This is a genomic window from Chlorogloeopsis fritschii PCC 6912 (assembly GCF_000317285.1).
Lineage (GTDB): Bacteria > Cyanobacteriota > Cyanobacteriia > Cyanobacteriales > Nostocaceae > Chlorogloeopsis > Chlorogloeopsis fritschii.
This window is the reverse complement of the sequence record NZ_AJLN01000115.1, coordinates 1-4,623: the sequence shown is the minus strand read 5'-3', so window position 1 is coordinate 4,623 and position 4,623 is coordinate 1. Positions and strand designations below refer to the sequence as shown.

The following is a 4,623-nucleotide window of genomic DNA, read 5'->3' as shown; positions in this document are numbered from 1 at the left end:
GTTGGGTACGTCACTCTGCCCAAAATCAGACACAGTTTGCATATCAGCAGCGAGAATCGCCATGTTTGTTTTGCCCAAAATGATTGCACCTGCAGCTTTGATTCGGGAGACAATCGTGGCATCTTGAGCCGGAATATAGTCAAAGAATTTTTTACAGCCACAAGTCGATCGCATTCCAGCCGTTTCATAGCAATCCTTTACTGTCATCGGCACACCATGTAAAGCTCCCCAGATTTCCCCTCTAGCGATCGCTTCATCGGCGGCTTTGGCTTGCTGTCTGGCGCGTTCCTCATTAAGTGTGACGATCGCATTTACTTTAGCATTATGAGTTGCAATTTGTTGCAGATGTGCCTCTAAAACTTCTTGGGCTGAAACTTGGCGATCGCGAATGGCTTGAGCCATCTGATTTGCCGTCCAAAAAACAAGACTACTCATAGAATTAGTGCTGAGGTTGGATGTACTAAATCAGCACCGAGTTTATTCAAAATCCTGGATGCTCGTCTTTCGCATTCTTCCCAAAAGTATCGCAATCTTCCGAAAACTAAGCGCGTGAGTTACGATAAGCCTTGGGCGTAACCTTTGTATAGTCACGAAAAACCTTTGTGAAATGACTTTGGCTTTGAAAACCCACTTGATGACAAACTTCTACAATCGTGAATTCAGATTGTGTCAGTAATTGTTTTGCTCGTTCAATGCGGCATTGGGTTACGTATTGGTAAGGAGCAACTCCTGTTGATTGTTTGAATAAGCTGGCAAAGTAATGCGGACTCATGTTTACCAGTGCGGCAATTTCTGCCAAACTTAAGGGCTGATCCAAATGTTCATGGATGTAGGCGATCGCAGTTTTGAGCTTGTAAGCAGGTAATCCACCAAAGTAATTCTTAATAGCTCTGTTTCGCGTTGCATACCGTCTGACTAAGTGAGTCGCCAAAGCCGTTGCCATCGATTCTGCATAAAGATGACTATCCAATTCAGCACATTCCAGTTCTCGCTTCAACTCCAATCCCATATGGTAAATAAGCGGATCTACACCAAAAACTTGCGACACAATTTCAATTTGATCGACGCTTTGAGATCCATCTGTTACAAGAGCAAGTAGGTTAGGATCAAGTGACAGCAACATAAATTCTGCGTTGCCGTATGCTTGAGTACTGAGACTTTCATAGGCAGGACAAATGGCAATATTTCCAGGACAAAAATCTTTGTAGACTCGTCGATTTGCCTTGAATTCCCTTGCCTCATATCTCAAACCAATACTGATGGTATGAACAGGAAAACAGTATTCAGGAGTTTCATGAACAGGCTGGCGATGATACTCAAAATGAATTCCTTTCCATGCCGCCGTGTGACTAGATAAAACAGGTGCTAGTGGTAAAACCTGCTGCCAAGAGTCTGATTTACCAAAATTAATGATTTGAGGTTCGGCACTTGGCATGGCTGTTGCACTTAAACAAAGAATACGAGACGGCGTTGCTGAATAGAAGTATGAAATTAAGAAACGTACTAAATTAAAACTCTTACTCTCTGCGTCTTTGCGTGACGCCAGTTGCTACAACGCGGGGAACCCGCGCAACGCACTGGCTCCTCTGCGTGAGATAAAATTCATCCCCAGATTCAGCAACACCTACGAGACAATTTTACCGCCGACAAGCTCACCGGACGCATACTCAACTTGGTCATATGATTAAGCTTTTGTTACCAAAAATACTCCCACAGCAATCATTACACAGCCAGCAGCGATGTTTATTCCTTTTGTGATTTTGGAACTAATCAGCAATCTCGCTCTATCTGCCATGAATGCATAACCAAGTTTTACACCGCCTACAGCCACTGTAGTAATTGTTATGATTATGCCAGTGTCAAAATAAGAGATTTTAGAAATATCAACAAAAGCTGGGAAAAAACCAAGATAAAACAAAGTCGCTTTTTGATCGCCCAATGTAATCAATAGTCCAGTCAGAAAACTGGATATTAAAGAGGATTTAACAACCTCCTGTGTCTCCACATTCTTTGATTTTGACGTACATAGCCTTATTCCCAACAAAATAAGATAAGCACCACCAAGGTATTTTATGAGGACAAATAGGCTCCCCATCGTTTCAGCCAGAAGCGATAAACCCCAAATGGCTATGATGATGAAAATGATGTCACCAACCACTATCCCTATGGTTGTGAAAACACCATGAATGAATCCAGATGTCGCCGATCTTGTCGAGACAGCCAATACACTCACACTGGGAATACAAGCCAGCACAACCATTGCACTAAATAATGCAACAATGCTGCTAAATGTCATACTGCTTTGCATCGGCAGAACAATTAGTGAGTTACTGCTCTCATTTTCATACTTAAGTGTGCGATCGCCTCTAAATTTTGCTAAAGCGAGCGCGATCGTGCCGTTCGTCAAAATCGATGATTGGCCCCTTTGGCACAATTCGATTGGGATTAATCTCGGTCATACTCATGTAATAGGCACGCTTAGTGTAGTCTAGATTGCACGTCGATTTGAATTCAGGACGCTGATATAGATCCTTGAGATAATTCCAGAGGTTTGGATAATCGAGAATTCGCCGCAAATTGCACTTAAAGAGACCGTGATACACTGAGTCGAAGCGATACAGAGTTGTAAACATACAAATATCAGCTTCAGTAAGTCGATCCCCACATAAATAGCGCTGCTTGCTCAGAACGGTTTCCCATTGATCTAAACTCTCGAAGAGTTCAGTTACCGCTTCTTCGTAGGCTGCTTGCGAAGTTGCAAAACCAGCGCGATATACACCAGCATTGATGGGCAGATAAATTGCATCAATTGTTTCATCAATCTTCTGTTGTAAGTCGTGTGGGTATAAGTCTATTTTCTGCGTTGCCACTTGAGCAAACTCTACATCAAACATTCGCATGATTTCGCGAGATTCGTTATTGACGATTGTTTGAGTTTGCTTATCCCACAACACCGGAACTGTGACTCGCCCTGTGTATTTGGGATCGGCTTTCACATAAATCTCTTGCAGATATTGAGCGTGATTCACCCAGTCAGGAATGGCTCCCGGTGCTTTACTAAACATCCATCCCTTGTCGCTCATAATTGGATCGACAATAGAGACTGAAATCGCATCATTTAACCCTTTGAGTTCTCGCATAATTAAGGTGCGATGCGCCCACGGACACGCCAAAGAAACGTAGAGGTGATAGCGCCCCGATTCTGCCTTAAACCCGCTCTTGCCATCGGCGCTTATGCGATCGCGAAATGTTGTCGGTATCTCTTTGAAATTACCACTGGGATCTAATTTATTTGCGTCGGTTGTCCATTTGCCTTCGACCATCATTCCTGATGCCATAATTTTCTCCTAACCCTGGGGCGTATCTGCAAACTACAAAGTTTATTTCAGGATTAAGTCTTGGCTTTTCTGAAGAATATTAATTTCTTAAAAATACTTGACAAATAGACTTTGACAATGTAGAAAATATTTGCTGTTAAACGCGATCGCGAAGTGGCACTCCAGAGAAAAGCGACGTTTATCTAATTCAGCAGAGCTTCATATTTGTCATGCGCACCAATCCAGAACCAATAATATATTCACCCTTTTTCAAATGCCAATGCTCGATAACCACTACTAACACGCGCAGACCACAGATTCTTGCCTACTTTTTTGAAGTGTAAAGAAGGATGCAGCGGATTTTCTTGCCAAAACTGCCTCATAAATAACCTCGCATTAACTTGATTTTGGGTACTAACAGATAAGGTGAATGCACAGCCGCAACCAATTTGAGTTAACGACACAGTTGAGCGGCATCAGAACGTTTCAAACTCAACACCAAGACCTTTCAGTTGTCCGCTCCAATGCAGGGTTAGCTTGCTTGCCGATCTCTGTTGTTTTCTATGTAACGGCGCAACACTGAGTTGATCAGAGCTTTGTACTCTGCACCTTGAGACTGAAACCACGCCATCACATCAGGATCAAGCTGAATTAAATTATGGGCTTGGGTAGCCGGAACTCGCAAAGTAGCTTTTTCAAAAAACTCATCTGTCAAAGGCGGGATGTCAGAGTAATCGATTTCCTCATCTGTCATTGCCTCTAGTGCTGCCCAGTTAGTACGTGAGGTATTGCTCAAATCGTTTGCGCTCATATCGGTTTGCCTTTCGTGCTGAAATAATTCGGATGACATTACCTTGTCGTTCTGTCCAAACAACAACCGCTACGCCGTTTCGCAAAAATCCGATACCGACCCAGCGATCCTCGCCGTAATCCATGCGATCATCAAGTTCAATCAACATTGGACTTTCAAACATCTCAGGGACATCTGCGAAATCAATTTGGTGCTTGCGAATATTTTCAAGGTTTTTCGCTTCGTCCCACTCGAACTGCATGAAGGTCTAGTGAATGCTAATTAAGCCATTTCCTATTATCGCGCATTCCAATCGGGAATAATGTGACGTAATTGTTCCTCTAAATTCCAACTACTTGGACGTTGCTTTGGATCAAACCAAGGTGCGCCCTGCTTTAGCCAATTCTCGCGGTAAGCTGGATTGTCATCGTTACCGTACTCACAACCACTTTAAAACATTTAGCATCTCAAAGAGGAAATTGAATGGAACACAATGAAACTGAAATTGTGTTTCGT

General features: G+C 42.9%; 7 protein-coding genes. All 7 read right to left on the bottom strand.

Features of this window, described 5'->3' with window-relative positions; all coding sequences use genetic code 11:
* Nucleotides 1-435: amidase family protein (locus UYC_RS35750; RefSeq protein ID WP_040432599.1), on the bottom strand; the 435-nt coding region annotated here is incomplete at its 3' end.
* Nucleotides 436-541: 106 nt separating this feature from the next.
* Entirely contained in the window at nt 542-1,435 is an 894-nt protein-coding gene (locus UYC_RS0123905) for an AraC family transcriptional regulator (RefSeq protein ID WP_016874775.1), read from the bottom strand.
* A 249-nt stretch (nt 1,436-1,684) separates the two neighbouring features.
* Nucleotides 1,685-2,308: a LysE family translocator gene (locus UYC_RS0123900; RefSeq protein WP_016874776.1), complete on the bottom strand. Its 624-nt coding sequence runs from the start codon at nt 2,306-2,308 to the stop codon at nt 1,685-1,687.
* 58 nt (nt 2,309-2,366) lie between these two features.
* Nucleotides 2,367-3,338, bottom strand: a complete 972-nt coding sequence (locus UYC_RS0123895; protein WP_016874777.1) for a glutathione S-transferase family protein — start codon at nt 3,336-3,338, stop codon at nt 2,367-2,369.
* A gap of 239 nt (nt 3,339-3,577) precedes the next feature.
* Nucleotides 3,578-3,700 carry a hypothetical protein gene (locus tag UYC_RS39990; protein ID WP_016874778.1) on the bottom strand — a complete coding sequence of 41 codons (123 nt, stop codon included), beginning with the start codon at nt 3,698-3,700 and terminating at the stop codon, nt 3,578-3,580.
* Between the two features lie 149 nt (nt 3,701-3,849).
* On the bottom strand, nt 3,850-4,128 hold the full coding sequence (locus tag UYC_RS35740; RefSeq protein WP_026087468.1) for a BrnA antitoxin family protein: 279 nt from the start codon (nt 4,126-4,128) through the stop codon (nt 3,850-3,852).
* Nucleotides 4,091-4,369: a BrnT family toxin gene (locus UYC_RS0123880; protein WP_016874780.1), complete on the bottom strand. Its 279-nt coding sequence runs from the start codon at nt 4,367-4,369 to the stop codon at nt 4,091-4,093. The genes UYC_RS35740 and UYC_RS0123880 overlap by 38 nt, the downstream gene beginning before the upstream one ends.
* Between the last annotated feature and the right edge of the window lie 254 nt (nt 4,370-4,623).

Excerpts from the sequence above, each read along its gene's own strand:
- UYC_RS0123905 (WP_016874775.1), bottom strand. The coding sequence starts at position 1,435 with ATGCCAAGTGCCGAACCTCAAATCATTAATTTTGGTAAATCAGACTCT.
- UYC_RS0123900 (WP_016874776.1), bottom strand. The coding sequence starts at position 2,308 with ATGCAAAGCAGTATGACATTTAGCAGCATTGTTGCATTATTTAGTGCA.
- UYC_RS0123895 (WP_016874777.1), bottom strand. The coding sequence starts at position 3,338 with ATGGCATCAGGAATGATGGTCGAAGGCAAATGGACAACCGACGCAAAT.
- UYC_RS39990 (WP_016874778.1), bottom strand. The coding sequence starts at position 3,700 with ATGAGGCAGTTTTGGCAAGAAAATCCGCTGCATCCTTCTTTACACTTC.
- UYC_RS35740 (WP_026087468.1), bottom strand. The coding sequence starts at position 4,128 with ATGAGCGCAAACGATTTGAGCAATACCTCACGTACTAACTGGGCAGCA.
- UYC_RS0123880 (WP_016874780.1), bottom strand. The coding sequence starts at position 4,369 with ATGCAGTTCGAGTGGGACGAAGCGAAAAACCTTGAAAATATTCGCAAG.